Raw genomic sequence first — 25499 nt, 5'->3', positions numbered from 1 at the left:
CGGAAGATTTGCAAAGTCAAACTTTCGTCGAAAATTCGGTGGGTCAGCCGCCGGTGTGGCTCATGTGGCGCGACACCTGTCCGTCGAGGCGCTGGCGCGAATAGTCGAAGTCGTGGCCCTTGGGCTTGAGCGCGATGGCCGCGCGGATCGCGTTCTCGAGCGCGCGGTCGTCGCCGGGGAACTCGCGCAGCGGCTTGCGCAGGTCGGCCTTGTCTTCTTGCCCCAGGCACATGAACAGCTCGCCGGTGCAGGTCAGGCGCACGCGGTTGCAGCTTTCGCAGAAATTGTGGCTGAGCGGCGTGATGAAGCCGATCTTCTGGCCCGTCTCCTCGAGCCGGACATAGCGGGCCGGTCCGCCCGAGCGTTCGGGCGTGTCGGTGACGGTGTAACGCTCGGCGAGCGCGGCGCGCACGTCCTTCAGCGACCAGTACTGGCCCAAGCGGTCCTCGTTGCCGATGTCGCCCATCGGCATGACCTCGATCCAGGTGAGGTCGATGTCGCGCGCGGCGCACCATTCGGTCATCGAGAACAGCTCGTCCTCGTTGAAGCCCTTCAGCGCCACCGCGTTGATCTTCACCCTCAGCCCTGCGTTTTGCGCCGCATCGATGCCCTTGAGCACCTGCGGCAGGCGGCCCCAGCGGGTGATGTCCGCGAACTTCTGCTCGTCCAGCGTGTCGAGCGACACGTTCACCCGGCGCACGCCGGCGGCATACAGATCGTCGGCGAAGCGGGCGAGCTGCGAGCCGTTGGTCGTCAGCGTCAGTTCTTTCAGGTCGCCGGAGTCGAGGTGCCGGCTCATCGAGCGGAAGAACGTCATGATGTCCCGCCGCACCAGCGGCTCGCCGCCGGTGATGCGCAGCTTCTTCACGCCGAGCTTCACGAAGGCCGAGCACATGCGGTCAAGCTCTTCCAGCGTCAGAAGCTCTTTCTTCGGCAGGAAGGTCATGTTCTCGGACATGCAGTACACGCAGCGAAAGTCGCAGCGATCGGTGACCGAGACTCGCAGGTACGAGATCGGGCGCAGGTACGGGTCGATGAGCGGTTTCGTCATGTATACAGACCTAGTTGCAGCAGAGCCTTGCCGCAAGCGCCGCGTCGCGTTGCCGGACACGAGGCCGCGAGCTAGGCTTTCGCGTATGAGCATCATTCTGCGCGCCGCCGCCCCGTTCGTCATCCTTTTCGCGCTGTCCGCCTGTGCCAGCGGGCCGAACGGGCAGGGCGGGGAGCCGAACGCCATGGCCGCCCCACCGCCGCAGCAGACGGCTGCCGTCGCGCCGCCGCCTCCGCCCGCGGCGCGGACGGCCGAGGAGTTCGACACGACCACACCCGAACAGCGCGCCGCCGCCGCCGCGCCTGCACAAGGGGGAGAAACCCGGTTGGGCGAGACCGTCGCCTCGCTGGGCGATCCGGGCGAGCCGGGGCTGTGGATCCGGACGCCGCTGGTGGAGGCGCGCCAGCCCGGCCGGATCGAGTATCCGGCCACGGGCAAGAGCGCGCAGGTCGATCTGATTCCGCGTGACGGCCCCGCGACCGCGGGCAGTCAGGTGTCGCTTGCGGCGCTTCGCCTGCTCGAGGCGCCGCTGACCGACCTCCCCACGCTCGTGGTCTACGCGCAGTAGGCGCCTACTCCACCGTCACCGACTTTGCGAGGTTGCGCGGCTGGTCCACGTCGGTGCCCTTGGCGATGGCGGTGTGATAGGCCAGAAGCTGCGCCGGCACGGCATAGAGAATGGGTGCGAAGATCGGCGGGACAGACGGCATCTCGAGCACGTGCCACGCGCCCGCCGACGCTTCGGCCGCGCCCTCGGCGTCGGTGATCAGCAGCACCCGGCCGCCGCGGGCCATGACCTCTTGCACGTTCGAGATCGTCTTGTCGAAAAGCCCGTCGCGCGGGGCCATGACGATGACGGGCAGCGTCGAGTCCACGAGTGCCAGCGGGCCGTGCTTGAGTTCGCCCGAGGCGTAGCCCTCGGCATGGATGTAGCTGATTTCCTTTAGCTTCAGCGCGCCTTCCAGCGCCAGCGGGTACATCGGGCCGCGGCCCAGGAACAGCACGTCCGACGCTTCGGCCAGCTCCCACGACAGCTCGCGGATCGCCTCGCCCGCGTCGAGCGCGCGCGCGATGCGGCCGGGCAGCAGGCGCAGGTTGCCCACGTGCTGTGCCAGCGTCTCGGCGGGCAGGGCGGCGCGGTCCTGCGCGGCCTTGAGCGCCAGCAGCGCCAGCACGGTGAGTTGGCAGGTGAAGGCCTTGGTCGAGGCCACGCCGATCTCGGCCCCCGCCAGGATCGGCAGCGCCACGTCGCTTTCGCGCGCAATCGAGCTTTCCGCAACGTTCACGACCGACAGGATCTTGGCCTTGTCGGCGCAATAGCGCAGGGCGGCGAGGGTATCTGCCGTCTCGCCCGACTGGCTGACGAAGATTGCCAGCGTGTTGTCGCCCAGGGGTGGTTCGCGATAGCGAAACTCGGAGGCGATATCGACCTCGACGGGGATGCGGGCGAGCTGCTCGAACCAGTACTTCGCCGTCTGGCAGGCGTAGAAGGCCGTGCCGCAGGCGACCATCACGATGCGGTCGACGCCGGCGAAGTCCAGGTCGACGCCGGGCAGGTTCACGCCCTTCGCGCCCTCGGGCAGGTAATGCGCCAGCGCGTCGGCCAGCACTGTCGGCTGCTCGGCGATCTCCTTGGCCATCCAGTGCTTGTGGCCGCCCTTGTCGACCTGCGCCGCATCGCGGGCGATGGTCTTGACCGGGCGCTCGACGGCGCGGCCGGCGGCGTCCACGATGTCGACGCCCGCGCGGGTGACCACGGCGCGGTCGCCTTCCTCGAGATAGGTGATGCGGTCTGTCATGGGGGCGAGCGCGATGGCGTCCGAGCCGACGTACATCTCGCCCTCGCCGTGCCCGATGGCCAGCGGCGAGCCCTTGCGCGCGGCGATGATCAGGTCCTCCTCGCCGTCGAAAAGGAAGGCGAGCGCGAAGGCGCCGCGCAGCCGGGCGATGGTCTGCTCGGCCGCCTCGCGCGGGCCGAGACCCCGATCCATGTGGTGCTGCGCCAGAAGCGCGATCGTCTCGGTGTCGGTCTCGGTGCCGAAGTCGTAGCCCAGCTGCGACAGTTCGGCCCGCAGCTCACCGAAATTCTCGATGATGCCGTTGTGCACGACCGCCACGGGGCCGGCGCGGTGGGGATGGGCGTTGCCCTCGGTCGGCGCGCCGTGGGTGGCCCAGCGGGTGTGGCCGATGCCGGACTTGCCCGGCAGCGGGTCGTGCACCAGCAGGTCCTGCAGGTTCACCAGCTTGCCGACGGCGCGGCGGCGGTCGAGCCGCCCGCCGGACACCGTGGCGATGCCGGCGCTGTCGTAGCCGCGGTATTCCAGACGCTTGAGCGCCTCGACGAGGATCGGCGCCGCTTCATGGGTGCCGAGAACGCCAACGATTCCACACATCTCTTACACTGCCCCGTTGTTTTTCGCGGCCTTCCGGGCCGTCAGCTTTTCGAAGAGCTTCCTGGCGAAGCCGTCCTTGTTCTCCTGCCGGGCCCGGCCCAGCCCGAGGGCGGCATCGGGCACGTCGCGGGTGATGACCGAGCCGCTGCCGGTCATCGCGCCGTCGCCCACGCGCACGGGGGCGACCAGCATGGTGTCCGAGCCGATGAAGGCGCGGGCGCCGATCTCGGTGCGGTGCTTGAAGACACCGTCGTAATTGCAGGTGACGGTGCCCGCGCCGATATTGGCGGCCTCGCCCACGGTGGCGTCGCCGATATAGCTGAGGTGGTTGACCTTCGCGCCCTCGCCGATCTCGGCGTTCTTGATCTCGACGAAGTTGCCGACCTTCGCGCCGTTCGACAGCTCCGCGCCGGGGCGCAGGCGGGCATACGGGCCGACGACGGCCTGGCCGCCGACATGGCAGCCCTCGAGATGGCTGAAGGCGCGGATCGTGGCGCCGGATTCGACCGTCACGTCGGGGCCGAAGACCACGTGCGGCTCGATCACGGCGTCGCGGCCCACCCAGGTGTCGAAGGCGAAGAACACCGTCTCGGGCGCGGTCAGCGTCACGCCGTTGTCGAGCATCTCGGTGCGCTTGCGGCGCTGGAACTCGGCCTCGGCGGCGGCAAGGTCGGCGCGGGTGTTCACGCCCATCGTCTCGGCCTCGTCGCAGGTGACTGCGGTGGCGCTCAGGCCACGGGCGCGGGCGATCTCGACGATGTCGGTGAGGTAGTACTCGCCGCTGGCATTGTCGTTGCCCACCGCGTCGATCAGGTCGAACAGGACCGAGACGTCGGCGGCCACGACGCCGGAATTGCACAGCGTGATCGCGCGTTCGGCCTCGGTCGCGTCCTTGAACTCCACGATCCGGGTCAGCGCGTCGCCCTCGACCACGAGGCGGCCGTAGCGGCCGGGGTCGGCGGCCTCGAAGCCCAGCACGACGACCGCGTGCCCGGCGGCCCGCGCCTCGGCCATCTTCTGGAGCGTTTCGGGCCGGATGAAAGGCGTGTCGCCGTAAAGCACGAATGCATCGCCTGTCGCGCCGTCGAGCGCGGTGCGGGCCTGCGCGACGGCGTGGGCGGTGCCCTCCTGCGTTTCCTGCACCACGACGTCGATGCCGGGATCGATATCGCCCGCCGCGCCTCGCACCGCCTCGGCCCCGTGGCCGGCGACGAGCACCGTGCGCTCGGGCTCGAGCGCCGCGCCCGAGGCGAGGGCATGGGCGAAGAGGGGGGCATGCCCCACCTCGTGAAGAACCTTCGGCTTGTCGGATTGCATGCGGGTGCCCTGGCCGGCGGCCAGGACGATCAGGTGATGCGCCATTCACTGTCCGTGTCGTTGTCTCGCCCGTCTTCTACTCTTTGGTTCAGGTGCGACAAGGGGCTGCGGATCAAACTTCCTTTCGGCAGGTTACATCCGGCAGGCAACCGCCCGGGAGTGATATATGCGCACCGTGATCTTCGACCTCGACGGCACGCTCGCCGATACCGGCGCCGACCTGATCGCGGCGGCCAACGCCTGTTTCCGCGGGCTGGGCCATGGCGACCTGCTCGACCCGGTGGCCGACAAGGCCACGGCGTTCCGGGGCGGGCGGGCGATGCTTGAGCTGGGGTTCTCGCGCTTGAACGCGGACTACGGCGCGGGGCACGTGGACGAGCAGTATCCCCTGCTGCTGGACAGCTACGGCGAGAACATCTGCGTGGAGACGACGCTTTATCCCGGCGCGGCCGAGGCGATCGCCCGGCTGCGGGCCGACGGCTACAAGGTCGGTATCTGCACGAACAAGCCCGAGGGGCTGGCCGAGACGCTGCTGGCGCGGCTGGAGGCGCGGGAGTGGTTCGGCTCGCTCATCGGGGCGGATACGCTGACGGTGCGCAAGCCCGATCCCGGCCCGCTGCGCGAGGCGGTGAGCCGTGCTGGTGGCGACATGGCGCACACGGTGCTGGTGGGAGACACGGTGACGGACCGGAAGACGGCGCAGGCGGCCGGCTGCGCCTGCCTCCTGGTCACCTTCGGGCCCGACGGCGAGGCGGTGGCAGAGCTCGAGCCGGACGGGCTGCTGGCGCATTTCGACGATCTGCCCGCCGAGGTCGCGCGGCTGATCGGCTGAGCGCGAGATGCGCGAATTTTCGACGAAAATCCGCGGGCCGCATGGCAGAGGGCGGCGATCGGCATCCGGCCTTACCGCCAGTTGATCGGGGTGCGGCACCTTGGCCGCAGGCGCGGCCCGGCAGCGGGCGCAAGTGCGGAAAATACGGGGAAAGCGGGACCGGGCGGCGCGCTGAATCCGCAGCAGCTTCGGTTGACCCTTCCGGGGTGCAGGTCTAAACCCTCAACCGACTGGACATGCGCGGGCGTGCCGCGTGAAAGGAGCCCCTCGTGGAAGAGATGCTGCTGGAGTACCTCCCCATCCTGATCTTTCTGGGCCTGGCCGTCGCGCTTGGCCTGATCCTGATCGCCGCCGCCGCGATCGTCGCCGTGCGTTCGCCCGACCCCGAGAAGGTCAGCGCCTATGAATGCGGCTTCAACGCTTTCGATGACGCGCGAATGAAGTTCGACGTGCGCTTCTATCTCGTCTCGATCCTTTTCATCATCTTCGACCTCGAGATCGCCTTCCTGTTCCCGTGGGCCGTGGCGTTCCCGGTGATGACCGATGTGGCGTTCTGGTCGATGATGGCGTTCCTCGCGGTCCTTACGGTGGGCTTCGCCTATGAATGGAAGAAAGGAGCGCTGGAATGGGAGTGAGCACCGCTGCCTATGATGCCGGCCCCGACAAGGAAGTCACGACGCAGACCCTGAACAAGGAGCTGCAGGACAAGGGCTTCCTGCTGACCTCGACCGATGACATCATCAACTGGGCCCGCACCGGGTCGCTGCACTGGATGACGTTCGGCCTGGCGTGCTGCGCGGTCGAGATGATGCACACCTCGATGCCGCGCTACGACCTCGAGCGGTTCGGCATGGCGCCGCGCGCCTCTCCGCGGCAGTCCGACCTGATGATCGTGGCGGGCACGCTGACCAACAAGATGGCCCCGGCGCTGCGCAAGGTTTACGACCAGATGCCCGAGCCGCGCTATGTCGTCTCGATGGGCTCCTGCGCCAACGGCGGGGGATACTATCACTACAGCTACAGCGTGGTGCGTGGCTGCGACCGGATCGTTCCGGTGGACGTCTACGTGCCGGGCTGTCCGCCGACCGCTGAGGCGCTGCTTTACGGGCTGCTTCAGCTCCAGCGCAAGATCCGCCGCACCGGCACGATCACGAGGTAAGCCATGACTGAAGCCCTGAGAGAGCTTGGAACCCATATCGAGGCCAAGCGTCCGGACTGCATCCTGTCGTGGCACATCGCCCGCGGCGAGTTGACGGTCGAGGTGTCGCCCTCGTCGCTGGTGTCCTTCGTCGAGTTCCTAAAGTCCGACCGGACCTGCAAGTTCACCACGCTAGTCGACATCACCGCGGTCGACCACCCGGCGCGCGAGGCGCGGTTCGACGTCGTTTACCACTTCCTGTCGATGTACCAGAACCAGCGTATCCGCCTGCGGCTCGCCGCGCGCGAAGAGGACATGGTGCCGTCGCTGGTGAATGTGCATTCCTCGGCGAACTGGTTCGAGCGCGAGATCTTCGACATGTTCGGCATCCTGTTCTCGGGCCACCCGGACCTGCGGCGGATCCTCACCGACTATGGCTTCCGCGGGCACCCGTTGCGCAAGGATTTCCCGACCACGGGCTACACCGAGGTGCGCTATGACGAGGTGCAGAAGCGCGTCGTCTACGAACCGGTGCGCTTGGTGCAGGAATACCGGCAGTTCGACTTCATGTCGCCCTGGGAAGGGGCCGACTACATCCTGCCGGGCGACGACAAGGCGACGCAGGGCGCCGACAAATGATGGGCTACGGCGGCGGTCTGATCTGGTTCGTGGTGCTGGCGGCGCTGACCGTCATCCCGTTCTGGAAGCTGCTGCCGCGCTACGGCCTTCCCGCGCCCGTCGCGCTGCTGGCGATCCTGCCGGTGGGCGCGCTGATCCTGTTGTGGATCATCGCGTTCCGCGACGAGTTCCGCGACCGGCAGGGCGGGTGAGCATGGGCAAGCCGACCCTGATGTTCTGCGTGGGCGCGACCAAGGCGGGCACGAGCTGGCTGTATGAGACGCTGGCCGCGCACCCCGATTGCCACCTGCGCAGCATCAAGGAGCTGCACTATTTCGATGCGCTGGAGAAGGGCGAGCTGGACCGCGAGGTCGCGCAGACCGAGGCGATGAAGGCGCAGTTCGAGGGCCGGCTTCCCGGCGCTCCGGCCGATCGTGCGCCCGAGCTGAGGCGGAAGATCGCGGATCGCGCGGCGTGGCTCGATGTGCTGCGGCGGGGGGAGGACCGCGACGCCTATCTCGGATACCTGTCCGAGGGGCGCGGCGAGCGCCGGGTGATCGGCGACTTGACGCCGGCCTACGCGTTGCTTCCGGCGGACCGGCTGCGGGCCATGGCGGGGCTGACGGCCGACGTGCGCTTCGTCTACCTGCTGCGCGACCCCGTGGCGCGGCTGTGGTCGCACGTCCGGATGATCGCCAAGCGGCGCGGGGGCGGCCCGCTCGACCCTCAGCGTGCGAAGAACATCCTTCGCCGCACCCTGCGGGGCGAGGAGACCGAGATCGAGGCGCGGGGCGACTATGCCGCTGCGCTGGGTAGGTTGAGTGCCGCGGTGGCACCCGCCAAGCGGCTGGTGATGTTTTACGAGGAGATGTTCTCTTCCGAGGGGCTGGCGCGGCTCTGCCGCTTTCTCGGCCTCGCGCCGATGGCGCCGGATGCCGCGCGCCGCGTGCACGCGGGCGCGCCGATGGACATGCCAGAGGGACTGCGCGCGAAGGCGCGGGAATGGCTGGCGCCGCAATACGACTTCGTGGCCCGCTGGGCGGGCCGCCTGCCCGAGGCATGGCAGGCGAACATGGTGAGGGTCTGACATGGACGGACAGAACTTCGACGACGCTCTGACGAGCGAGCAGAAGATCCGCAACTTCAACATCAACTTCGGCCCGCAGCACCCCGCGGCGCACGGGGTTCTTCGCCTGGTGCTCGAGCTCGACGGCGAGATCGTCGAGCGGTGCGACCCGCATATCGGCCTGCTGCACCGCGGGACCGAGAAGCTGATGGAAAGCCGGACGTACCTCCAGAACCTGCCGTATCTGGACCGGCTCGACTATGTCAGCCCGATGTGCATGGAGCACGCCTATTGCCTGGCGATCGAGCGGCTGACCGACACGCCGGTGCCGCGCCGGGCACAGATCATCCGGGTGCTGTACTCAGAGATCACGCGCATCCTGAATCACCTTCTGAACGTCACCACGCAGGCCATGGACGTGGGCGCCCTGACGCCCCCGCTTTGGGGCTTCGAAGAGCGCGAGAAGCTCATGGTGTTCTACGAACGCGCCTCGGGCGGGCGGATGCATGCCGCGTATTTCCGTCCCGGCGGTGTCCACCAGGACCTGACGCCGCAGCTCATCGACGATATCGACGAGTGGGCCGACCATTTCCCCAACGTGCTCGACGACCTCGAGGGGCTGCTGAACGAGAACCGGATTTTCAAGCAGCGCAACGCCGATATCTGCGTGGTGAACGAGGAGGAGATTCAGGACTGGGGCTTCTCGGGCGTCATGGTGCGCGGCTCGGGGCTGGCCTGGGACCTGCGCCGTGCGCAGCCCTACGAATGCTACGACGAGTTCGACTTCCAGATCCCCGTGGGCAAGAACGGCGACTGCTACGACCGCTTCCTCGTCCGCATGGCCGAGATGCGCGAGTCGACCAAGATCATCAAGCAAGCCTGCGAGAAGCTGCGGCACGAGCCCGGTCCCGTCATCCACCGTGGCAAGATCAGCCCGCCCAAGCGCGGCGACATGAAGACCTCTATGGAAGCGCTGATCCACCACTTCAAGCTTTATACCGAGGGCTTCCACGTCCCCGAGGGCGAGATCTATGCCGCCGTCGAGGCGCCCAAGGGCGAGTTCGGAGTCTACCTCGTGGCCGACGGAACGAACAAGCCGTACCGGGTGAAGCTGCGCTCGCCCGATTACCTTCACCTGCAGGCGATGGACCACGTGTCGCGCGGACACCAGCTGGCCGACGTGTCGGCCATCATCGGGACGCTCGACGTGGTGTTCGGCGGCGTCGACCGGTGACCTCTGTCTTGCGCCTTCGGTTCGGTGTGACTACTCCGGCCCGGGGCGCCGCCGCGTCCGCCGCCCGTCCAAGGGTCAGCAAGCCTTTCTGAAAGACGACCGATGCTCCGCAGACTGTATCACGACCAGCCCGAAAGCTTCGCCTTCACGCCAGACAACAAGGCCTGGGCCGAGGCGCAGATCACCAAGTATCCCGAGGGACGTCAGGCCAGCGCCGTGATCCCGCTTCTGTGGCGCGCGCAGGAGCAGGAGGGCTGGCTGAGCCGTCCGGCTATGGAGGAAGTCGCCCGGATGCTGGACATGGCATATATCCGGGTGCTCGAGGTCGCGACCTTCTACTTCATGTTCCAGCTGCAACCTGTGGGCAGCGTGGCGCACATCCAGATCTGCGGCACCACGTCCTGCATGATCTGCGGCGCCGAGGACCTGATCGGCGTCTGTAAGGACAAGATCGCGCCGAAGGCGCACCAGCTGTCGGCGGACGGCAAGTTCTCGTGGGAAGAGGTCGAATGCCTGGGCGCCTGCGCGAACGCTCCGATGGCGCAGATCGGCAAGGATTACTACGAGGATCTGACCGAGGAGAAACTGGCCTGGATCATCGACGAGATGGCCGCGGGCCGCGTGCCGCCGCCTGGGCCTCAGAACGGCCGCTATGCCTCGGAACCCGCGGGCGGCCTGACGAGCCTTGCCGAGTATGAGCAGGGCCGGGAAAAAGGCAACGCCTCGGTCGCGCTGGCCCGCCGGATCGGCGACACGATCAAGCGCATCGACGGAACCGAGGTGCCGCTGATCACGCCGTGGCGCAAGGGCGAGACCGCCGCCGAGGGCGAGGTGCCGCCGCAGGACGATCTCGTGGCACCCAGTGTCATGCCAGGGCCGACCTCGGCTCCGACGCCAGGGCCCAAACCCTCGGCCGACCGGCCGGCGGACGAGACGGGCATCACCAAGCAGGAAGCCCATGCCGGCGACCGCGCCCGTCCCGACGAGGGGCAGCCGTCCGAGGGCATGCCGACGCAGGACGCCGCCGCCCCCAGGACCGACGCCGGGGGCGCCGAGGGCGTGGCGCCGACCGCGCGCACCAAGCCCGCGACGCTGGACGCGCCGCGCGGCGGCAAGGCAGACGACCTGCAACAGCTGCGGGGCGTGGGGCCGAAGGTGGCGACGCAGCTCAACGAGCTGGGAATCTACCATTTCGACCAGCTTGCGGCGCTGAATGCCGAGGAACTGGCGTGGCTCGACGACCAGCTGGGCAGCTTCCGCGGCCGTGCCATCCGCGACGACTGGGTGGGGCAGGCGAACGAGATCGTGACGCAACGCAAGACAGAGGACTGATCGGGCGCTAGATTACGGTCCGGAGCGGCAAGACGCGAAGGAGAGAGCGCATGGCCAAGCAGACCCGGGGCACGCTGATACTGACGGGCACGCTCGCCGCGACCGTCTTCGTGGTGGCCTACCTCTTGCTGACCGTGATCGGCGGTTTCACCTTTTCGCCGGCTTTCTTCCTTGCGCTGGCGGTGGCCGCGGTGGTGGCGCTGGTGCTCTACCTTGGCTTTCACCGCAGGCCGCAGCGGCCGGTGGACCTGGAGGCAAGGCGCGGACCGGTGAACCGGTCGGAATAGGCGCCGGACAACGATGATGAATGGCGCCGCCGGGGCGGCGGCGCGGAAAGGCAGACGCGATGGCCGAGGGCCGGGACGACGACAGGGCACTCGCGCGGCAGGCGCGGCTCGTGGCGATCGTGATCGCCGCGGTGATGATCCTGTGGATGGCGGGGCAGTGGCTGGGCGGCGAACTGGGCCTGCCGGCGCGTTTCGTCTTCCTCTTCGACCTGCTGGCGCTGGCGGGATTCGTCTGGGCGCTCATCGTGACATATCAGATCTGGCGCAAGCGCCGGGACAACTAGGAACGGGTTCGACATGCTGAGCGATCAGGACCGCATTTTCACCAACCTCTACGGCATGCACGAGCGCACGCTCGCAGGCGCGAGGAAGCGCGGCCACTGGGACGGCACCGCCGGGATCATCGGCAAGGGGCGGGACTGGGTCATCGACCAGATGAAGGCCAGCGGCCTGCGCGGGCGTGGCGGCGCGGGTTTTCCGACGGGGCTCAAGTGGTCCTTCATGCCGAAGGAGAGTGACGGGCGCCCGGCCTATCTTGTGGTGAACGCGGACGAATCCGAGCCGGGCACCTGCAAGGACCGCGAGATCATGCGCCACGATCCGCACACGCTGATCGAGGGCTGCCTGATCGCGTCGTTCGCCATGAACGCGCATGCCTGCTATATCTATATCCGCGGCGAGTACATCCGCGAACGCGAGGCGCTTCAGGCCGCCATCGACGAGGCCTACGATGCCGGGCTGCTGGGCCGCAACGCCGCCGGGTCGGGCTGGGACTTCGACCTGTACCTGCACCACGGCGCGGGCGCCTATATCTGCGGCGAGGAAACGGCGCTGCTGGAAAGCCTCGAAGGCAAGAAGGGCATGCCGCGCATGAAGCCGCCCTTCCCGGCGGGCGCAGGCTTGTATGGGTGCCCGACCACGGTGAACAACGTCGAGTCGATTGCGGTCGTCCCCACGATCCTGCGGCGCGGGCCCGAGTGGTTCGCGGGCTTCGGTCGTCCGAACAACGCGGGCACCAAGGTCTTCGCCGTGTCGGGTCACGTGAACAACCCCTGCGTGGTCGAGGAAGAGATGTCGATCTCGTTCGAGGAACTGATCGACCGGCACTGCGGCGGCATCCGTGGCGGCTGGGACAACCTCAAGGCCGTGATCCCCGGAGGCTCCTCAGTCCCGCTTCTGCCCGGCAGCGTGATGCGCGAGGGCATCATGGATTTCGACTGGCTCAAGGAGCAGCGCTCGGGCCTGGGCACGGCGGCGGTGATCGTGATGGATCAGTCCACGGACATCATCAAGGCGATCTGGCGGTTGTCGAAGTTCTACAAGCACGAAAGCTGCGGCCAGTGCACGCCGTGCCGCGAGGGTACGGGCTGGATGATGCGCGTCATGGACCGCCTGGTGAAGGGCGACGCCGAGCCGGCCGAGATCGACATGCTGCTCGACGTGACCAAGCAGGTCGAGGGGCACACGATCTGCGCGCTCGGCGACGCGGCTGCCTGGCCGATCCAGGGCCTGATCCGGCACTTCCGGGACGAGATCGAGGACCGCATCAAGCACAAGCGCACCGGCCGCGTCAGCGCCGTCGCCGCGGAATGAGGCGCGCGGCGGTCTCTCTTCTGCTGGTGGCGCTGCTTCCGGCCTGCGGGATCGGCGACCGGCTGGGCATCGGCGGCACGCGGATGGCAAGCGAAGTGGCCTTCCCGTTCGAGGCCGAGCTTCTGGCCGACAGCATGTCGCGCAAATTCGCCGTCGCGGTCGATGCCGGGACCGCCGGCGTCGACGCCGTACGAGAAGCCGTGCGGTTCGAGGCGACGCGCTATTGCCTCGGGACCTTCGGGGCTTCGGACAAGACGTGGGTGCGCGACCCCGCGACCGGCGACTGGGCCGCGGCGCGCGACGGTTCGGTTCTCACCTTCCAAGGGCGCTGCACCGCGCGCTGACGCGGGGCGAGGCGCGGGTAGGGCGTGACGCGGGCACGTGGCGCGCTATGCTCGCGGGGCGGAAACCCTCGCACACCGAAAGGCCCCTCCGTGACCAAGCGCGATCAATTCGTCCTGAGCTTTCTCATCTGGCTTTGCGTCTATCCCAGCGTCCTGCTGTTCAGCTATCTGTTCGTCTGGTTCGGCATCGAGGTGCCGCTGTGGCTCGAGATACTGATCTCGACCGCGCTGACCGTGCCGCTGATCAGCGTGGTCGCCGCGCCGCGGGTCGAGGCGATGATCGCCCGCGCCAAGGGCGAGACGCCGGCCGAGCTGAAGATGGACCAGGCGCGCGATGTGCCGGGTCCGAACCCCGAGGACGCGCGCGGCTGATCGGCGCGCCGCCTTGCATATTCGGGCCGAACGCGCCAAGAGGGGACGACCCCGGCCACGGGCGAAGCTTCGGAGTGTGCGGACAGCCGGACCGAACATGGAGCAGAGCATGAGCATCACCATAAAAGCCGCCTTGCTGGCCGTGGCGCTGGCCACCCCGGGCGCGGCCGCCGCGCTCCCCCCGATCGAGAAGAACCCGGTCGTGGTTCAGGGCTTCTACGCTATAGGGCTGGCCGACGAGATCCGGAAGAATTGCCCGACGATCTCGCCTCGTCTCATCCGCGCCTGGAGCTACCTGAATTCGCTGAAGAGCTATGCGCGCGAGGCCGGCTACAGCGAACAGCAGATCGACGCCCTCCAGCACGCGAAGGCCGCCAAGAATGCGCTGGAGGATCGCATCCGCGCCGACCTCGCCGCCCGAGGCGCCACACCGGCGAACCCGGAGGGCTATTGCGCCGTGGGGCGCGAGGAAATCGCCCGCGACACCGCGGCCGGGCGACTGCTGAGGAGTAAGTGACCATGCGCCGAATCCTGATGTCCGCCGCACTCGCCGTGCTTCCCGCCGGGGCCTTCGCCCACGACGTGTCGATGATCCCGGGGGCTTGGGATGACCCGCAGGGCCACCTGGTCCTCAGGGACGCGGACGGCAGCTTCGGAGTGTGGATCTATCCCAACATCGCGACGCTCGACTCTGCGCGGGCCGTTGCCATCCGGACCGCGGGGGCCTACTGCCTCGACGCGTTCGACACGAACAAGATTAGCTTCACCGACGTCGACCGCTACGCCGACGTCCGGATCAGCGGGTACATGTTCAAGGGCGTCTGCCGGTGAGGCGCGGCGCGGTTTACGAGTTCTGAAGGGATACGGCGCATGACGGTGTCCGACAACGTGGTCCCCTTTTCGCGGCGGCCGGGCGAGTCCCGGTCGATCCGGGCGCGGCTTGGCCGGATCGAGCGCGTCCTCCAGGTGACGCGGGCCGAACTGGGATGCGGTGAACGGTCGTCGGCGCAGGACAACGGGTCGCAGGACCGGGGGGCGCCGCAGGGCGGCGCATCGCTTCGGCTGGCGGCGGAGATAGAGGCATAGAATGAGCGACCTCCGGAAAATCATCATCGACGGGCGCGAGATCGAGGTCGATCCCGCCATGACGCTGATCCAGGCGTGCGAGGAAGCGGGCATCGAGATCCCGCGCTTCTGCTATCACGAGCGTCTGTCGATCGCCGGTAACTGCCGGATGTGTCTGGTCGAGGTTGTCGGCGGCCCGCCGAAGCCCGCCGCGTCCTGCGCCATGCAGGTCCGCGACCTGCGCCCGGGGCCCGAAGGCGCGCCGCCCGAGGTGAAGACCAACTCGCCGATGGTGAAGAAGGCGCGCGAAGGGGTGATGGAGTTCCTGCTCATCAACCACCCGCTCGATTGCCCCATCTGCGACCAGGGCGGCGAGTGCGACCTGCAGGACCAGGCGATGGCCTACGGCGTCGACTTCTCGCGTTACCGCGAGCCGAAGCGGGCGGTGGCCAACCTCGATCTCGGGCCGCTTGTCGGCACGCACATGACGCGCTGCATCTCGTGCACGCGCTGCGTCCGGTTCATCACTGAGGTCGCCGGCATCCCCGAACTCGGCCAGACCGGCCGTGGCGAGGATTCCGAGATCACGTCGTATCTTGGCGCGACGCTCGATTCCGAGATGCAGGGCAACATCATCGACCTGTGCCCGGTGGGCGCGCTGACGTCGAAGCCCTATGCCTTCACCGCGCGTCCGTGGGAGCTGTCGAAGACCGAGACGATCGACGTGATGGACGCGCTCGGCTCGAACACCCGCGTGGATACCAAGGGGCGCGAGGTCATGCGCATCCTGCCGCGCAACCACGACGGCATCAACGAGGAATGGCTGGCCGACCGGTCGCGCTTCGTCTGGGACGGGCTGCGCCGCCAGCGGCTCGATCGGCCCTACGTGCGCGAGAACGGCAAGTTGCGCCCCGCCACCTGGCCCGAGGCGCTGTCGAAGGCGGCAAACGCGATGAAGGGCAAGACCGTCGCGGGGCTCGTCGGCGACTTGGCCTCGGTCGAGGCAGCGTACGCGCTCAAGCAACTGGTCGAGGGGCAGGGCGGCCGCGTCGAGTGCCGCACGGACGGCGCCAAGCTGCCGGCCGGCAACCGCTCGGCGTACGTCGGGACGGCGTCGATCGAGGATATCGACGAAGCGAAGATGATCCTGCTGGTGGGCACGAATCCCCGGCACGAGGCGCCGGTCCTCAACGCGCGCATCCGCAAGGCGTGGCTGCGCGGGGCCGAGGTCGCGATGGTCGGCCCGAAGGTCGACCTAACCTACGACTACTACCACGCCGGTGACACCCCGGACGCGCTGGCGCGCATGTCCGACGAGCAGGTCAGCGACGAGGCGAAGGCGAAGCCGAGCGTCGTGATCGTCGGGCAGGGCGCGCTGCGCCGTGCCGATGGCGAGGCGGTGCTGAGCCAGGCGATGAAGATGGCCGAGGCGTCGAATTCAGGTCTGCTTGTCCTGCACACCGCCGCCGGCCGCGTGGGCGCGATGGACGTCGACGCCGTGAGCGAGGGCGGCGTCGAGGGTGCGCTGGACGGGGCGGAGGTTGTCTTCAACCTCGGCGCCGACGAGATCGAGATCGCCGACGGCCCCTTCGTGATCTACCAGGGCAGCCACGGCGACCGGGGCGCGCACCGCGCCGACGTGATCCTGCCCGCCGCCGCCTGGACCGAGGAACAGGGACTGTTCGTCAACACCGAGGGGCGCCCGCAGCTTGCGCTGCGTGCCGGCTTCGCACCGGGCGAGGCCAAGGAGAACTGGGCGATCCTTCGGGCGCTGTCGGGCGAGATGGGGCAGGCGCTGCCGTTTGACTCGCTGGCGCAGCTGCGCAAGGCGCTGGTGGCGGCGCATCCGCATCTGTCGCTGATCGACGAGGTGCCCGAGAACGCGTGGCAGCCCCTGCCGGCGGCCGAGCCGGGGCTGGCGGCCTTCGCGCCGGCGCTGGCCGACCACTACCTCGTCAACCCGATCACCCGGGCAAGCCAGCTGATGGCGCAGCTCAGCGCGAACGCCAAGGCGCGCGTCCAGGGCCAGATCGCGGCGGAGTAAGCGGCGTGCGGGCTTCTGTCGCGACGGTCCTGGCGGGCGCGGTGGCGGCCTGCACGGGCGCAACAGACGGGCCGGAGGCCGCACGGGCGGCCTTCGCTCCGAGGTACGAGGGGGTCCAGACGCGGCTGCTTGACGCCGATCTGGTCAACTTCCTGGTCGAGATGCGCGGCGCGCGAAGCGCGGACGACGTGGGCGCCTATGCAGAGTGCGCGGCGGCGCAGTATGCGCTGATCCGGGGCTTCGGCTTCGCGCGACACGTGCGTACGAATGTGGACGAAGAGGGTGGCCTTTGGCGGGGAGATGCGGTTTACACGGTCTCGCCGACGCTGCCCGACGGGGCGAGGACACTCGACGCCGAGGTCGTCGTGGAGGCCTGCGTCGCGAGCGGAATACCGACGGTGTGAGGACGGATGTCTGATTTCTTCGATACGGGCCTGGGGATCACGCTCCTGATCGCCGCGCAGGGGCTGCTTGTCATCGGGTTCGTGATGATCTCGCTGCTGTTCATGGTCTACGGCGACCGCAAAATCTGGGCCGCGGTCCAGATGCGGCGCGGACCGAACGTGGTCGGCGTCTTCGGCATCCTGCAATCGGTGGCCGACGCGCTCAAGTACGTGCTGAAAGAGATCGTGATCCCGGCCGGGGCGGACCGCTTCGTGTTCCTCCTGGCGCCGATGATGTCGTTTGTGCTGGCGATGATCGCCTGGGCGGTGATCCCGTTCAACGACACCTGGGTGCTGGCGGACATCAACGTGGCTATCCTGTACGTCTTCGCCATCTCCTCGCTCGAGGTCTATGGCGTGATCATGGGCGGCTGGGCGTCGAACTCGAAGTACCCGTTCCTGGGTTCGCTGCGCTCGGCGGCGCAGATGATCAGCTACGAAGTGTCGATCGGCCTGATCATCGTGGGCGTCATCATCTCGACCGGGTCGCTGAACTTCGGTGACATCGTGCGGGCGCAGGACGGCGATTTCGGCCTGTTCAACTGGTACTGGCTGCCGCACCTGCCGATGGTGTTCCTGTTCTTCATCTCGTGCCTGGCCGAGACGAACCGCCCGCCCTTCGACCTGCCCGAGGCCGAATCCGAACTCGTCGCCGGTTACCAGGTCGAATACTCCTCGACGCCGTTCCTTCTGTTCATGGCGGGCGAGTACATCGCGATCTTCCTGATGTGCGCGCTGACGTCGCTGCTGTTCTTCGGCGGCTGGCTGTCGCCGATCCCGGGGCTGCCCGACGGCGCGCTGTGGATGGTCGCCAAGATGGCGTTCTTCTTCTTCCTCTTCGCGATGGTGAAGGCCATCGTCCCGCGCTATCGCTACGACCAGCTCATGCGGCTGGGCTGGAAAGTGTTCCTGCCCTTCAGCCTGGCCTGGGTGGTGCTGGTGTCCTTCTTCGCTCATTTCGAACTGTTCGGCGGCGCCTATGCCCGCTGGATGGTGGGAGGCTGATCATGGCCAAGATCGACTATGCCCGGGCAGGGCGCTATTTCCTGCTCTTCGACATCTTCAAGGGGTTCGCCCTGGGCTTTCGCTATTTCTTCGCGCCCAAGGCGACGGTGAACTACCCGCACGAGAAGGGGCCGCTGTCGCCGCGGTTTCGCGGCGAACACGCGCTGCGCCGCTATCCCAACGGGGAAGAGCGCTGCATCGCCTGCAAGCTGTGCGAGGCGATCTGCCCCGCGCAGGCCATCACCATCGACGCCGAGCCGCGCGAGGACGGCAGCCGCCGCACGACGCGCTACGACATCGACATGACGAAGTGCATCTATTGCGGGTTCTGCCAGGAAGCCTGCCCGGTGGATGCCATCGTCGAGGGGCCAAACTTCGAGTTCTCCACTGAGACGCGGGAAGAACTCTACTACAACAAGGAACGGCTCCTGTTGAACGGCGAGCGGTGGGAAGCCGAGATCGCGCGCAACATCGAGCTGGACGCGCCCTACCGCTGACCGAGCGGCCCGCCAGAGGCCGGAAGACAAGGGAACGAGACAATGTTCGTCGCGGATTTCGCATTCTACCTGTTCGCGATCACGGTGGTGGCCGCCGGCCTGTTCACCGTCATCGCGCGCCATCCCGTGCACTCGGTGCTCTGGCTGATCCTCGCCTTCCTCAGTTCGGCCGGGCTTTTCGTGCTGCTGGGGGCCGAGTTCGTCGCGATGCTCCTGGTCATCGTCTATGTCGGCGCCGTCGCGGTGCTGTTCCTTTTCGTGGTCATGATGCTTGACGTCGACTTTGCCGAGCTTAAGGCCGAGATGGCGAAGTACATGCCGCTGGCGTTGCTGATCGGCGTGGTCGTGCTGATGCAGCTGGGCCTGGCCTTCGGGGTCTGGCAGGTCTCGGAAGAGGCCGAGGCGCTGCGCCTCGCCGTGCCCGAGATGATCGGCGATACGCACAACACCCGGCTTCTGGGCCAGATCATTTACGACGACTACCTGATCCTCTTCCAGCTCGCCGGCCTCGTGCTGCTGGTGGCGATGATCGGGGCCATCGTGCTGACGCTGCGCCACCGCGAAAACGTCAAGCGGCAGGACGTGCTGGCGCAAATGTACCGCGACCCGAAGAAGGCGATGGAACTCAAGGACGTCAAACCGGGGCAGGGGCTGTGACGCAGGCGGAACGAGTGAAACGTGACGGAACATCGGGACGGATCGGAAAGGACGGGACCAGATGATCGGACTTGAACACTATCTCAGCGTTGCCGCGGCGCTGTTCGTGATCGGCATCTTCGGCCTGTTCCTGAACCGCAAGAACATCATCATCATCCTGATGTCGATCGAGCTGATGCTGCTGGCCGTGAACATCAACCTGGTGGCCTTCTCGGCCTATCTGGGCGATCTGGTCGGACAGGTCTTCACCCTGTTCGTGCTGACCGTGGCCGCCGCCGAGGCGGCGATCGGCCTGGCTATCCTCGTCTGTTTCTTCCGCAACCGCGGAACGATCGACGTGGAAGACGTAAACGTGATGAAAGGCTGATCGACGTGGCGACCATCATCCTATTCGCGCCGCTGATCGGTGCGATCATCTGCGGCTTCGGCCATCGCTTCATCGGCGAGAAGGCGGCGCAGTGGACGGCCACCGGCCTACTGTTCCTTGCCTGCCTTCTGTCGTGGATCGTGTTCTTCGCCCATGACGGCGAAACCCACCAGATCCAGATCCTGCGCTGGATCGAAAGCGGATCGCTGTCAACCGACTGGGCCATCCGGCTGGACCGGCTGACGGCGATCATGCTGATCGTGGTCACCACGGTCTCGGCGCTCGTGCACCTCTACAGCTTCGGCTACATGGCGCACGACGCGAACTTCCGCGACGACGAGCCTTATCGCCCGCGCTTCTTTGCCTACCTGTCGTTCTTCACCTTCGCCATGCTCATGCTGGTGACGGCCGACAACCTGGTTCAGATGTTCTTCGGCTGGGAAGGCGTGGGCGTCGCCTCGTACCTTTTGATCGGGTTCTACTATCGCAAGCCGTCGGCAAACGCCGCGGCGATCAAGGCCTTCGTGGTAAACCGGGTCGGCGACTTCGGCTTCGCGCTCGGCATCTTTGCTCTCTTCTTCCTGGTCGACTCGATCAACTTCGACACGATCTTCGCCGCCGCGCCCGAGATCGCCCAGACGCAACTGACATTCCTGTGGGGCGAGTGGAACGCGGCCGAGGTCGTGGCGCTGCTTCTGTTCATCGGCGCGATGGGCAAGTCGGCGCAGCTTCTGCTGCACACTTGGCTGCCCGACGCGATGGAGGGTCCGACGCCGGTGTCGGCGTTGATCCACGCCGCGACCATGGTGACCGCCGGGGTCTTCCTGGTCTGCCGCATGTCGCCCATCATGGAGTTCGCGCCCACCGCGACCGCCTTCATCACGATCCTCGGGGCGACGACCGCGTTCTTCGCGGCAACGGTGGGTCTGGTGCAGAACGACATCAAGCGCGTGATCGCCTACTCGACCTGTTCGCAGCTGGGCTACATGTTCGTGGCCGCGGGCGTGGGCGTCTACTCGGCCGCGATGTTCCACCTTTTCACGCACGCGTTCTTCAAGGCGATGCTGTTCCTTGGCGCCGGCTCTGTCATCCACGGGATGCACCACGAGCAGGACATGCGGAACTACGGTGGGCTGCGGAAGAAATTCCCCTACACCTTCTGGGCTATGATGATCGGGACGCTCGCCATCACCGGCGTTGGCATCCCGCTGACCCATATCGGCTTCGCCGGCTTCCTGTCGAAGGACGCGATCATCGAAAGCGCCTGGGGCGCACACTCGGGAGCGGGAACCTATGCGTTCTGGCTGCTGGTGATCGCCGCCGCGATGACGAGCTTCTATTCCTGGCGCCTGATGTTCCTGACCTTCTTCGGCGAACCGCGCGGCAACCGCCACACGCACGATCACGCGCACGAGTCGCCCAAGGTGATGCTCGCGCCGCTCGGTGTGCTGGCGCTGGGGGCCGTGTTCTCGGGCATGATCTGGTTCGGTTCGTTCTTCGGCGAGCACGAGGAAGTGTACGAGTTCTTCGGCATCCCCGTGGTGCACGAGACGGTCGAGGGCGACCACGGCGAAGAGCAGGACCTGGCCGAGGCCGTGACCGAACCGGTTCAGAATACCGGCGCGGTGGACGTGCCGATCCCGGGCGCCGGAGCGATCTACATCCATCCCGACAACCACGTGATGGACGAGGCGCACCACGCCACCGTCTGGGTCAAGGCGTCGCCGTTCTTCGCCATGCTCATCGGCCTCGTGCTGGCCTATCAGATGTACATCCGCCGCCCGGACTGGCCCGCGAAGCTCGCGGAGAACCAGCGGCCGATCTACCTTTTCCTTCTCAACAAGTGGTACTTCGACGAGCTCTACGACGTGATCTTCGTGCGGCCAGCGCGGTCGGTCGGCCGCTTCCTGTGGCGACGCGGCGACGGCGGCGTGATCGACGGCGGGATCAACGGGCTGGCCATGGGCATCGTGCCCTACTTCACGCGGCTCGCGGCCCGGGCGCAGTCGGGGTACGTGTTCCACTATGCCTTCGCCATGGTGCTCGGGATCGCGGTCCTGCTCACCTGGGTGACGCTGTTCGGCGGAGCTGAATGATGACGAACTCGCTACTTTCCATCGTCACCTTCCTGCCGCTGGTCGGCGCGGCGATCCTCGCGCTGTTCCTGCGCGGAGACGATGCCGCAGCGCAGAAGAACGCCAAGTACCTGGCGCTGATCGCCACGACGGCGAGCTTCGTGCTGTCGCTGTTCATCCTGTTCGGCTTCGACCCCGACGGCGGCTTCCAGTTCGTGGAAGAGCGCGAGTGGCTGCTGGGCCTGACCTACAAGATGGGCGTCGACGGCATCAGCGTGCTGTTCGTGATGCTGACCACGTTCCTGATGCCGCTGGTGATCCTAGCGTGCTGGGACGTCACGACGCGCGTGAAGGAATACATGATCGCGTTCCTGGTGCTCGAGACGCTGATGCTTGGCGTCTTCATGGCGCTGGACCTGGTGCTCTTCTACCTGTTCTTCGAGGCCGGCCTTATCCCGATGTTCCTGATCATCGGCATCTGGGGCGGGAAAGAGCGCATCTACGCCGCGTTCAAGTTCTTCCTCTACACCTTCCTCGGGTCGGTGCTGATGCTGGTGGCGATGATTGCCATGTACGCCGATGCGGGCACGACGGACATCCCGACGCTGTTGGCGCACAACTTCAGCTATGCCGGCATGGATATTCTGGGCATGCACGTTCTGGGCGGCCTTCAGACGCTGCTGTGGTTCGCCTTCTTCGCGTCCTTCGCCGTGAAGATGCCGATGTGGCCGGTGCATACCTGGCTGCCGGACGCGCACGTGCAGGCGCCGACAGCGGGGTCGGTCGTGCTGGCGGCGATCCTTCTGAAAATGGGCGGCTACGGCTTCCTGCGCTTCAACCTGCCCATGTTTCCGGTGGCCTCGGACATCTGGGCGCCGTTGGTCCTGTGGCTGTCGGCCATCGCGATCGTCTATGCCTCGCTCGTGGCGCTTGCGCAGAGCGACATGAAAAAGCTGATCGCGTACTCCTCGGTCGCGCACATGGGCTACGTGACCGCCGGCATCTTCGCCGCGAACCAGCAGGGCGTCGACGGCGCGATCTTCCAGATGATCAGCCACGGCTTCATCTCCGGCGCGCTCTTCCTTTGTGTCGGCGTGGTCTATGACCGGATGCACACCCGCGACATCGACGCCTATGGCGGGCTCGTGAACCGGATGCCGGCCTATGCCTTCGTCTTCATGCTGTTCACCTTCGCCAATGTCGGCCTGCCGGGCACGTCCGGCTTCGTGGGCGAATTCCTGACGCTGGTGGGCATCTTCCAGGTCAACACCTGGGTGGCGGCCGTCGCGACGAGCGGCGTGATCCTGTCGGCGGCCTACGCGCTGTGGCTCTATCGCCGCGTCGTGCTGGGCGACCTAATCAAGGAGAGCCTGCGCTCGATCACCGACATGACCAGCCGCGAACGCTGGATCTTCGCCCCGCTGGTGGCGATGACGATCCTGTTGGGTGTCTATCCGCCGCTGGTCACCGACATCATCGGCCCCTCGGTCGAGGCGCTGATCTTCGACTATCGCACCGCGCTGGCCGCCATGGATCTGACCTCCGCGACCCGCGTGGCGGCGCAACACTAAAGGGCACGGACACATGACCTCTGCCGATTTCTCGATCATCCTGCCCGAAGTCCTGCTGTCGGTCTTCGCGATGCTGGCGCTGCTCGGCGCCGTGTATACGACCAAGGACAAGATGGCGCCGATGCTGGTGTGGCTGACGAGCGCCGTTTTCGTTGTGCTCGCCGGCTGGATCGGGCTGTCGGGCGACGGGGCGAACATCGCCTTCCACGGCATGTTCGTCGACGACGCCTTCGCCCGCTTCGCCAAGGTGACGATCCTGCTGTCCGCCGCCGCCGTCCTGGTGATGAGCGAAGGCTACATGGCCCGTCGCGGCATCCTGCGGTTCGAGTATCCGATCCTCGTCGCGCTCGCCGCCGTCGGCATGATGGTGATGGTGTCGGCAGGCGACTTGATCGCGCTTTACCTCGGGCTCGAACTGCAGTCGCTCGCGATGTACGTCGTCGCCTCTCTGCGTCGGGACAACGTGAAATCGACCGAGGCCGGCCTGAAGTACTTCGTGCTGGGCTCGCTGTCCTCGGGCCTGCTGCTTTACGGGGCGTCGCTCACCTACGGCTACGCGGGCACGACGCTGTTCCCCGGCATCGTCATCGCCGTCGGGACCGAGGCGTCGCTGGGCCTGCTTTTCGGCCTTGTGTTTATCGCCTCCGGTCTGGCGTTCAAGGTCTCGGCCGCGCCGTTCCACATGTGGACGCCGGATGTCTACGAAGGCGCGCCGACGCCGGTCACCGCGTTCATGGCGACCGCCCCCAAGGTCGCGGCGATGGGTCTGTTCGCCCGTGTCGTGCACGATGCCTTCGGCGGGATCGTCGGCGACTGGCAGCAGATCGTGGCCTTCATCTCGCTCGCCTCGATGTTCCTGGGCGCGGTCGCCGCGATCGGGCAGCCAAACATCAAGCGGCTGATGGCGTACTCGTCGATCAACCACATGGGTTTCGCGCTTATGGGCCTCGCCGCCGGCACGGCGTTCGGCGTGCAGGCGATGCTGGTCTACATGGCCATCTACGTGGTAATGAACATCGGTACCTTCGCCTTCATTTTGTCGATGGAGAAGGACGGCAAGCCGGTAACCGACATCGCGTCGCTGCACATGTATTCGAAGACCGAGCCGGTGAAGGCGCTGGCGGTGCTGATCCTGATGTTCTCGATGGCAGGCGTGCCGCCGCTGGTGGGCTTCTTCGCGAAGTTCTATGTTCTCAGCGCCGCCGTCGGCGCGGGGCTGGGCTGGCTGGCGGTGCTGGGCGTGATCGCTTCGGTCATCGCGGCGTTCTACTACCTGCGCATCGTCTACTTTATGTACTTCGGTCAAGAGACCGAGGGGCTCGACCGCACGCAATCGCCGGTGCTGTGGGGCTTCCTGGTCGTATCCGCGGCAATCATGGTGCTGGGCGTGGTAAACCTGTTCGGGATCGAGGGCGCCGCGGCGGCGGCGGCGGTCGGCCTTGTCGGCTGACGACGCCCCCTGGCCCGAGGGCTATCGAAGGATCGTCCTCGACACCGTCGACAGCACCAATGCGGAGGCTGCGCGGCTGGCGCCTGACCTCGAGCGTCCGACCTGGATCATGGCGAAACGGCAAACGGCGGCCCGGGGCCGCCGTGGCCGTTCGTGGGACACGGGCGAGGGGAACCTGGCAGCGACGCTGGTGATGCGGCCGGGCGGCGTGGCGCACTGGGCGGCGCTGCGCACGTTCCTTGCCGCCAACGCGCTGTTCGAGGCTCTGGCGCTTTACGTAGACCGTACGCGCCTGTCGGTGAAATGGCCCAACGACGTGCTGCTCGATAACGGCAAGGTCGCGGGCATCCTGCTGGAAAGCGCGGGGACGGCGGGGCAGGTGGACTGGCTGGCCATCGGCTTCGGCGTCAACCTGAAATCCGCGCCGTGGAACGTGCGCGACGCGGCCTTCCCGCCGGTGGCGCTGGCCGACCTGGGGCCGGAGGTCGAGCCCGAGGCGTTCCTGGACCGGCTGGCTGATTTTTACGCGACCGAGGAGGGAATCCTCGAGCGGCTGGGGTTTGAGCCGATCCGCGAAAGCTGGCTCAAGCGCGCGGCCCGGCTGGGCGAGGTCATCACCGCCCGCACCGGCAGCGGCGAAACGGTGGGCCGGTTCGAGACGATCGACGAACATGGCCAACTGATCCTCGACACGGCCGAGGGCCGGCGTGCCATCGCCGCCGCGGACGTGTTTTTCTGAGGTCCGCCC

Annotated in this window: 30 protein-coding genes; 27 read left to right on the top strand and 3 right to left on the bottom strand. The window is 67.0% G+C overall.

Annotated features, from left to right (window positions below):
• Positions 1-43 precede the first annotated feature (43 nt).
• The gene (gene moaA / locus BM162_RS13620; RefSeq protein ID WP_218153098.1) at positions 44-1051 is read right to left on the bottom strand and encodes a GTP 3',8-cyclase MoaA; all 1008 of its coding nucleotides are present in this window, start codon (positions 1049-1051) and stop codon (positions 44-46) included.
• An 85-nt stretch (positions 1052-1136) separates the two neighbouring features.
• Between moaA and BM162_RS13615 the strand changes: the two genes are divergently transcribed.
• The gene (locus BM162_RS13615) at positions 1137-1619 is read left to right on the top strand and encodes a hypothetical protein (protein WP_093423202.1); all 483 of its coding nucleotides are present in this window, start codon (positions 1137-1139) and stop codon (positions 1617-1619) included.
• 4 nt (positions 1620-1623) lie between these two features.
• Here BM162_RS13615 and glmS read toward each other — a convergent pair whose 3' ends face one another.
• Both glmS and glmU read right to left on the bottom strand, forming a co-directional pair.
• Positions 1624-3444, bottom strand: coding sequence for a glutamine--fructose-6-phosphate transaminase (isomerizing) (gene glmS, locus BM162_RS13610; RefSeq protein WP_093422948.1), 1821 nt, complete (start codon positions 3442-3444; stop codon positions 1624-1626).
• 3 nt (positions 3445-3447) lie between these two features.
• Positions 3448-4806 carry a bifunctional UDP-N-acetylglucosamine diphosphorylase/glucosamine-1-phosphate N-acetyltransferase GlmU gene (glmU, locus tag BM162_RS13605; RefSeq protein ID WP_093422945.1) on the bottom strand — a complete coding sequence of 453 codons (1359 nt, stop codon included), beginning with the start codon at positions 4804-4806 and terminating at the stop codon, positions 3448-3450.
• A 121-nt stretch (positions 4807-4927) separates the two neighbouring features.
• Here glmU and BM162_RS13600 point away from each other — a divergent pair, with 121 nt between their 5' ends.
• The 26 genes from BM162_RS13600 (at position 4928) to BM162_RS13475 (ending at position 25490) form a co-directional block, all read left to right on the top strand.
• Positions 4928-5593, top strand: coding sequence for an HAD-IA family hydrolase (locus BM162_RS13600; RefSeq protein ID WP_093422942.1), 666 nt, complete (start codon positions 4928-4930; stop codon positions 5591-5593).
• 269 nt (positions 5594-5862) lie between these two features.
• Positions 5863-6228 carry an NADH-quinone oxidoreductase subunit A gene (locus BM162_RS13595; RefSeq protein ID WP_093422940.1) on the top strand — a complete coding sequence of 122 codons (366 nt, stop codon included), beginning with the start codon at positions 5863-5865 and terminating at the stop codon, positions 6226-6228.
• Entirely contained in the window at positions 6219-6752 is a 534-nt protein-coding gene (locus BM162_RS13590; RefSeq protein WP_093422937.1) for a NuoB/complex I 20 kDa subunit family protein, read from the top strand. The genes BM162_RS13595 and BM162_RS13590 overlap by 10 nt, the downstream gene beginning before the upstream one ends.
• A gap of 3 nt (positions 6753-6755) precedes the next feature.
• Positions 6756-7370 (top strand): NADH-quinone oxidoreductase subunit C, encoded by a 615-nt coding sequence (locus tag BM162_RS13585; RefSeq protein ID WP_093422935.1) that lies wholly within the window; start codon positions 6756-6758, stop codon positions 7368-7370.
• The gene (locus BM162_RS13580; RefSeq protein ID WP_245759270.1) at positions 7367-7561 is read left to right on the top strand and encodes a hypothetical protein; all 195 of its coding nucleotides are present in this window, start codon (positions 7367-7369) and stop codon (positions 7559-7561) included. Before BM162_RS13585 ends, BM162_RS13580 begins: the two co-directional genes overlap by 4 nt.
• A 2-nt stretch (positions 7562-7563) precedes the next feature.
• Positions 7564-8436, top strand: a complete 873-nt coding sequence (locus BM162_RS13575) for a sulfotransferase (RefSeq protein ID WP_093422932.1) — start codon at positions 7564-7566, stop codon at positions 8434-8436.
• 1 nt (position 8437) lies between these two features.
• Positions 8438-9649 (top strand): NADH-quinone oxidoreductase subunit D, encoded by a 1212-nt coding sequence (locus tag BM162_RS13570; RefSeq protein WP_093422929.1) that lies wholly within the window; start codon positions 8438-8440, stop codon positions 9647-9649.
• Positions 9650-9751: 102 nt separating this feature from the next.
• A complete protein-coding gene (locus BM162_RS13565) occupies positions 9752-10981 on the top strand; it encodes an NADH-quinone oxidoreductase subunit E (protein ID WP_093422926.1) in 1230 nt (409 codons plus the stop codon).
• A 50-nt stretch (positions 10982-11031) separates the two neighbouring features.
• Entirely contained in the window at positions 11032-11268 is a 237-nt protein-coding gene (locus BM162_RS13560) for a hypothetical protein (protein ID WP_093422924.1), read from the top strand.
• Positions 11269-11288: 20 nt separating this feature from the next.
• Positions 11289-11552, top strand: coding sequence for a DUF5337 domain-containing protein (locus tag BM162_RS13555; protein WP_439332836.1), 264 nt, complete (start codon positions 11289-11291; stop codon positions 11550-11552).
• 13 nt (positions 11553-11565) lie between these two features.
• Positions 11566-12861, top strand: a complete 1296-nt coding sequence (nuoF, locus tag BM162_RS13550) for an NADH-quinone oxidoreductase subunit NuoF (RefSeq protein ID WP_093422922.1) — start codon at positions 11566-11568, stop codon at positions 12859-12861.
• Complete coding sequence (locus BM162_RS13545) at positions 12858-13205, top strand: hypothetical protein (protein WP_093422920.1); 348 nt, start codon at positions 12858-12860, stop codon at positions 13203-13205. Before nuoF ends, BM162_RS13545 begins: the two co-directional genes overlap by 4 nt.
• Positions 13206-13295: 90 nt before the next feature.
• Entirely contained in the window at positions 13296-13577 is a 282-nt protein-coding gene (locus BM162_RS13540; protein ID WP_093422917.1) for a putative antibiotic biosynthesis monooxygenase, read from the top strand.
• Between the two features lie 109 nt (positions 13578-13686).
• Positions 13687-14094 (top strand): DUF5333 domain-containing protein, encoded by a 408-nt coding sequence (locus BM162_RS13535; RefSeq protein ID WP_143096159.1) that lies wholly within the window; start codon positions 13687-13689, stop codon positions 14092-14094.
• Positions 14095-14096: 2 nt separating this feature from the next.
• The gene (locus BM162_RS13530; protein WP_093422913.1) at positions 14097-14408 is read left to right on the top strand and encodes a hypothetical protein; all 312 of its coding nucleotides are present in this window, start codon (positions 14097-14099) and stop codon (positions 14406-14408) included.
• Between the two features lie 39 nt (positions 14409-14447).
• On the top strand, positions 14448-14663 hold the full coding sequence (locus BM162_RS13525) for a hypothetical protein (protein ID WP_093422910.1): 216 nt from the start codon (positions 14448-14450) through the stop codon (positions 14661-14663).
• 1 nt (position 14664) lies between these two features.
• Positions 14665-16686 (top strand): NADH-quinone oxidoreductase subunit NuoG, encoded by a 2022-nt coding sequence (nuoG, locus tag BM162_RS13520; protein WP_093422908.1) that lies wholly within the window; start codon positions 14665-14667, stop codon positions 16684-16686.
• Positions 16687-16691: 5 nt separating this feature from the next.
• Positions 16692-17090, top strand: a complete 399-nt coding sequence (locus BM162_RS13515) for a YNQ4 family lipoprotein (RefSeq protein WP_093422905.1) — start codon at positions 16692-16694, stop codon at positions 17088-17090.
• A gap of 6 nt (positions 17091-17096) precedes the next feature.
• The gene (nuoH, locus tag BM162_RS13510; RefSeq protein ID WP_093422902.1) at positions 17097-18134 is read left to right on the top strand and encodes an NADH-quinone oxidoreductase subunit NuoH; all 1038 of its coding nucleotides are present in this window, start codon (positions 17097-17099) and stop codon (positions 18132-18134) included.
• Positions 18135-18136: 2 nt separating this feature from the next.
• Positions 18137-18631 carry an NADH-quinone oxidoreductase subunit NuoI gene (nuoI, locus tag BM162_RS13505; protein WP_093422900.1) on the top strand — a complete coding sequence of 165 codons (495 nt, stop codon included), beginning with the start codon at positions 18137-18139 and terminating at the stop codon, positions 18629-18631.
• 42 nt (positions 18632-18673) lie between these two features.
• Positions 18674-19288, top strand: a complete 615-nt coding sequence (locus BM162_RS13500; RefSeq protein ID WP_093422897.1) for an NADH-quinone oxidoreductase subunit J — start codon at positions 18674-18676, stop codon at positions 19286-19288.
• A 61-nt stretch (positions 19289-19349) separates the two neighbouring features.
• Positions 19350-19655, top strand: a complete 306-nt coding sequence (nuoK, locus tag BM162_RS13495) for an NADH-quinone oxidoreductase subunit NuoK (RefSeq protein WP_093422895.1) — start codon at positions 19350-19352, stop codon at positions 19653-19655.
• A 5-nt stretch (positions 19656-19660) separates the two neighbouring features.
• Entirely contained in the window at positions 19661-21751 is a 2091-nt protein-coding gene (gene nuoL / locus BM162_RS13490) for an NADH-quinone oxidoreductase subunit L (protein WP_093422892.1), read from the top strand.
• The gene (locus BM162_RS13485; protein ID WP_093422890.1) at positions 21751-23301 is read left to right on the top strand and encodes an NADH-quinone oxidoreductase subunit M; all 1551 of its coding nucleotides are present in this window, start codon (positions 21751-21753) and stop codon (positions 23299-23301) included. Before nuoL ends, BM162_RS13485 begins: the two co-directional genes overlap by 1 nt.
• 13 nt (positions 23302-23314) lie before the next feature.
• Positions 23315-24751, top strand: coding sequence for an NADH-quinone oxidoreductase subunit NuoN (gene nuoN / locus BM162_RS13480; protein WP_093422887.1), 1437 nt, complete (start codon positions 23315-23317; stop codon positions 24749-24751).
• Positions 24741-25490, top strand: coding sequence for a biotin--[acetyl-CoA-carboxylase] ligase (locus BM162_RS13475; protein WP_093422885.1), 750 nt, complete (start codon positions 24741-24743; stop codon positions 25488-25490). The genes nuoN and BM162_RS13475 overlap by 11 nt, the downstream gene beginning before the upstream one ends.
• The last annotated feature ends 9 nt before the right edge of the window (positions 25491-25499 follow it).

The sequence above is a fragment of the Tranquillimonas alkanivorans genome, assembly GCF_900115595.1.
Lineage (GTDB): Bacteria > Pseudomonadota > Alphaproteobacteria > Rhodobacterales > Rhodobacteraceae > Tranquillimonas > Tranquillimonas alkanivorans.
This window is presented reverse-complemented; position numbering and strand designations above follow the sequence as displayed.

Bases quoted from the DNA above. Each gene is read 5' to 3' on its own strand.
- nuoH (WP_093422902.1), top strand. From the start codon at position 17,097: ATGTCTGATTTCTTCGATACGGGCCTGGGGATCACGCTCCTGATCGCC.
- BM162_RS13500 (WP_093422897.1), top strand. From the start codon at position 18,674: ATGTTCGTCGCGGATTTCGCATTCTACCTGTTCGCGATCACGGTGGTG.
- BM162_RS13565 (WP_093422926.1), top strand. From the start codon at position 9,752: ATGCTCCGCAGACTGTATCACGACCAGCCCGAAAGCTTCGCCTTCACG.
- nuoF (WP_093422922.1), top strand. From the start codon at position 11,566: ATGCTGAGCGATCAGGACCGCATTTTCACCAACCTCTACGGCATGCAC.
- BM162_RS13600 (WP_093422942.1), top strand. From the start codon at position 4,928: ATGCGCACCGTGATCTTCGACCTCGACGGCACGCTCGCCGATACCGGC.
- BM162_RS13580 (WP_245759270.1), top strand. From the start codon at position 7,367: ATGATGGGCTACGGCGGCGGTCTGATCTGGTTCGTGGTGCTGGCGGCG.
- glmS (WP_093422948.1), bottom strand. From the start codon at position 3,444: ATGTGTGGAATCGTTGGCGTTCTCGGCACCCATGAAGCGGCGCCGATC.
- BM162_RS13615 (WP_093423202.1), top strand. From the start codon at position 1,137: ATGAGCATCATTCTGCGCGCCGCCGCCCCGTTCGTCATCCTTTTCGCG.
- nuoI (WP_093422900.1), top strand. From the start codon at position 18,137: ATGGCCAAGATCGACTATGCCCGGGCAGGGCGCTATTTCCTGCTCTTC.
- nuoN (WP_093422887.1), top strand. From the start codon at position 23,315: ATGACCTCTGCCGATTTCTCGATCATCCTGCCCGAAGTCCTGCTGTCG.
- glmU (WP_093422945.1), bottom strand. From the start codon at position 4,806: ATGGCGCATCACCTGATCGTCCTGGCCGCCGGCCAGGGCACCCGCATG.
- BM162_RS13545 (WP_093422920.1), top strand. From the start codon at position 12,858: ATGAGGCGCGCGGCGGTCTCTCTTCTGCTGGTGGCGCTGCTTCCGGCC.
- BM162_RS13555 (WP_439332836.1), top strand. From the start codon at position 11,289: ATGGCGCCGCCGGGGCGGCGGCGCGGAAAGGCAGACGCGATGGCCGAG.
- BM162_RS13585 (WP_093422935.1), top strand. From the start codon at position 6,756: ATGACTGAAGCCCTGAGAGAGCTTGGAACCCATATCGAGGCCAAGCGT.
- moaA (WP_218153098.1), bottom strand. From the start codon at position 1,051: ATGACGAAACCGCTCATCGACCCGTACCTGCGCCCGATCTCGTACCTG.
- BM162_RS13485 (WP_093422890.1), top strand. From the start codon at position 21,751: ATGACGAACTCGCTACTTTCCATCGTCACCTTCCTGCCGCTGGTCGGC.
- nuoG (WP_093422908.1), top strand. From the start codon at position 14,665: ATGAGCGACCTCCGGAAAATCATCATCGACGGGCGCGAGATCGAGGTC.
- BM162_RS13570 (WP_093422929.1), top strand. From the start codon at position 8,438: ATGGACGGACAGAACTTCGACGACGCTCTGACGAGCGAGCAGAAGATC.
- BM162_RS13590 (WP_093422937.1), top strand. From the start codon at position 6,219: ATGGGAGTGAGCACCGCTGCCTATGATGCCGGCCCCGACAAGGAAGTC.
- BM162_RS13575 (WP_093422932.1), top strand. From the start codon at position 7,564: ATGGGCAAGCCGACCCTGATGTTCTGCGTGGGCGCGACCAAGGCGGGC.
- nuoK (WP_093422895.1), top strand. From the start codon at position 19,350: ATGATCGGACTTGAACACTATCTCAGCGTTGCCGCGGCGCTGTTCGTG.
- BM162_RS13560 (WP_093422924.1), top strand. From the start codon at position 11,032: ATGGCCAAGCAGACCCGGGGCACGCTGATACTGACGGGCACGCTCGCC.
- BM162_RS13535 (WP_143096159.1), top strand. From the start codon at position 13,687: ATGAGCATCACCATAAAAGCCGCCTTGCTGGCCGTGGCGCTGGCCACC.
- BM162_RS13525 (WP_093422910.1), top strand. From the start codon at position 14,448: ATGACGGTGTCCGACAACGTGGTCCCCTTTTCGCGGCGGCCGGGCGAG.
- BM162_RS13530 (WP_093422913.1), top strand. From the start codon at position 14,097: ATGCGCCGAATCCTGATGTCCGCCGCACTCGCCGTGCTTCCCGCCGGG.